The organism is Streptomyces durbertensis (assembly GCF_014156695.1).
GTDB classification, from domain to species: domain Bacteria; phylum Actinomycetota; class Actinomycetes; order Streptomycetales; family Streptomycetaceae; genus Streptomyces; species Streptomyces durbertensis.
Genome location: NZ_WMLF01000540.1, coordinates 1 through 3,248, shown reverse-complemented (window position 1 = coordinate 3,248; position 3,248 = coordinate 1). Strand labels below are relative to the sequence as shown.

The window sequence follows — 3,248 nt, the reverse complement described above, 5'->3', positions numbered from 1 at the left end:
GGTTGCGGGTTCCGGCTGGGCGGGGGCGGCCGGGAGGCCGGGCCGGGCCGAGGGCTCCGCAGGGGCCGGCCCCGCTCCGTCCGCCAGTTCCGCGGCGGCCTTGCGGTCCACCTTGCCGTTGGGTGTCAGCGCCAGTTCGTCGGCGGTGACCAGCCGGTCCGGCAGCATCCAGGAAGGCAGCGTCCGCGCCGCGAACTCCCGGAGCTCGGCCAGTTCGGGCGCGAGAGGCATGCCGCTCGCCGGCACCGCGACCGCCACCAGCCTGGCGGCGGCGCCCGTGCCGCGCACCGTCACCACCACCTGGGACAGCCCCGGGTGACCACCGAGCACGGCCTCGATCTCGCCGAGCTCCATGCGATGGCCGCGGACCTTGACCTGGCTGTCGGCCCGTCCGAGGAAGACCAGACGGCCTCGCTCGTCACGTCGCACGAGGTCACCGGTGCGGAAGTACCGCCCGCCGCCCTCTGGCCGCGAGGGATGCCCGGTGAAGCGCTCCGCCGTCAACCCCGGTTGCTTCCAGTAGCCCTGGGCCACCCCGGGCCCGCCGATCCACAGCTCTCCCGGCTCTCCCGGTGCCGGGGCGCCGGCACCGTCGACCTCGGTGACCACCAGGTCGGTCGCGCCGATCGGACCGCCGAGGTGGACGTCGTCTCCCGCCACGTGGGCGATCGTCGACCAGATGGTCGCCTCCGTCGGCCCGTAGACGTTCCACAGCGCAGCGGTGCGCGAGCCCAGCTCCCTTGCGAGGTTCCTGGGAAGTGCCTCGCCGCCGCAGAGGGCGGTCAGTTCGGGGGCGCCCCGCCAACCGCCGTCCAACAGCAGCTGCCAACCGGCGGGTGTTGCCTGGAGGGTGGTGACCGCCCGCTCCTCGATCAGCCGGGCGAGGCGGCGTGCGTCGAGCACGTCGGCGCGTTCGGCCACCACCACCGTGCCGCCCACGAGCAGCGGCAGGAACAGTTCCAGGACGGAGATGTCGAAACACACGGTGGTGACGGCGAGCAGCCTGGTGCGCTCCGCGCAACCGATGGTCGAGGCGATGGCCTCCAGCGTGTGGACCACGTTGCCGTGTGTCACGCCGACGCCCTTCGGACGCCCGGTGCTTCCCGAGGTGAACATCAGATAGGCGAGGTCGCCCGGTACCGGCCGGGCCGGCCGGGCGTCCGGGCCCGGACCGCGAAGGGCCTCGGTCGGGGACAACACCCTTATGCCCGGGGGAAGGAGCTGGTCGAGGTCCTCGTCGGCCACCGCGAGCCGACAGCCCGCGCCCTCCACCACCATGCGGAGCCGCTCGGCCGGGTAGGAGTCGTCCAGCGGCACGTAGGGGCGCCCGCTCCGGAGCACACCGAGCAGCACCGCGGGGAGCCGCGCCGAACGGTTCATCAGTACCGCGACCGGCTCGCCGGGCTCGGTGAGCCGCGCGACGTGCCGGGCGACCGAGGAGGAGAGCGCGTCCAGTTGCCGGTAGCTGAGGCTCTCCCGGGCATCCGTCACCGCCGGGCGTTCGCCTGCCCGGCGCACGGTGTCCTCGAACCTGCTGACCAGGGTGCCCGCGCCGAGGTCCAGCAACTGTCCGAGCGTGGCGTCGCCGAGCCCTCGGACCAGTTCCACGGCGGAACGCCGGAGGTCGTCCAGCAGCGTGTCGACGGCGGCACCGTCCAACGCCTCGGTCCGGTGGTTGACGAGCACCTCGATGCCGTCGGGCCCGTCCGTCACCTCAAGTCCGAGGTCGAAGTGACCGCGTTGGCCGCGGCGATGGACCCGGTCCCCCGGAGCGGTTGCCGGCGTGTCCTCACGCGTCCAGTTCTGGTACGCGAACGTCACGGTCGGTATGGCGGCCTCGCCCCCGGACGCACGGCACAGTTCGGCGACGTGCGGATAGGGCATCGTGGCGTGGGCGAGCGCCCCACGTACCTCGTCGTGCAGCGTGCGCAGCCACTCCCCCACCGGCTGCGTCGGGTCCAGAACGATCCGCAGCGGTACGGAGTTCACGAAGCAGCCGACGGTGTTGTCCTCCGCGCCGGACGCGCGGCCGTAGGTGGGGACCGCGATCAGGAAGGAACGGCGTCCGGAGGTACGACCGAGCGCCAGTGCGAAGGCGGCGAGTTGCACGGTGAACGGGGTGACCCCTCCGGCCCTGGCCGTCTCGGCCAGCGACCGGGAGAGTTCGGTCGGCAGTCGGTACTCCCGGTGCGCGGAGGCACTGCCCGCGCGGCCGCCGCCGAACAACGGCTCGACGGTGAGGTCGCGCAGTCGAGCGGCCCAGAACAACTCGTCGGCCGGCCGGTTGCGGGCCGAGTCCGCCCGCTCCCGGCGAAGCGCCTCGCCGAGGGTTGCCGCCGGTTCGGGCGCCGGCCCCCGACCGACGTGGGCGTCGTAGAGGACGGCCAGTTCACGCTCGATCAGTTCGGCGGAGCGCCCGTCGACCGCCAGGTGGTGCGTGGTCACCTGGAGGACCGGATCGCCGGAGCCGGTCCACAGGACGGCTCGCAGCAGCGGCTCGGTGGCGAGCGCGAAACGCCGGTCGGCCTCCTCCTGGAGGGCGGTGCCGAGTTTCCGTCCGGCCGGCACGGGCCGCTCGACCAGTCCGGGCGCGGTGTCGGCCGGCACAAAGCACGGTTCGCCACGGTGGGGCCGCACCCGGCAGGTCAACACGGGGTGCCGCCGTACCAGTTCCGCCACCGCCACGCGGAGCGCCGATCGGTCGACATCAGCGGCGAGGCGCCAGGACATGGAGATGTTGTAGGGCGCGGAGGGGGCCGCAGACTGGTCTGCGGTCCACATGCCGACCAGGCGGTCCGGGAGCGGCAGGTGCCGCTGTTCCTCGGCCCCGGTGCCGCCCACCGGCCTCGGCGCGACGGCCTGCCGTGCCGGGTCGGGTTCGCCGGTGGCCGGAGCCCGACCGTCCGTGGCCGTGGCGATGAGCCTTTCCCCGCACTCGTCGAGCAGCCGGTCGGTCAGCTCGCCGAGCGTGGCGCTGTCCAGGAGCACCCCCAGCCGCACCCGGCCGAGGTCCTCCTCCAGTATCCGGTTGAGGCGCATGACGGCGATGGAGTCCACTCCGTACTCCGACAGCAACCGGTCCTCGGCGATCATCGCGGCGGGCACGCCGATCGCTCTGCCGACCCGCTCGGCGAGCCAGTCCCGTGTGGTTCGGCGCGACTCTCCCGGCTCGTTCACCACCGACCCGGGCAGTGACTCGGCTCTCGGTGCGGCGGTCGGCTCGGTGGGGGCGGTCGGCTCGGTGGGGG

1 protein-coding gene is annotated in these 3,248 nt (G+C 73.6%); it reads right to left on the bottom strand.

The window, feature by feature from the left end; all coding sequences use genetic code 11:
* Window positions 1-3,248 (bottom strand): non-ribosomal peptide synthetase (locus GL263_RS23985; RefSeq protein ID WP_182857834.1); only part of this gene is annotated, 3,248 nt, incomplete at both ends.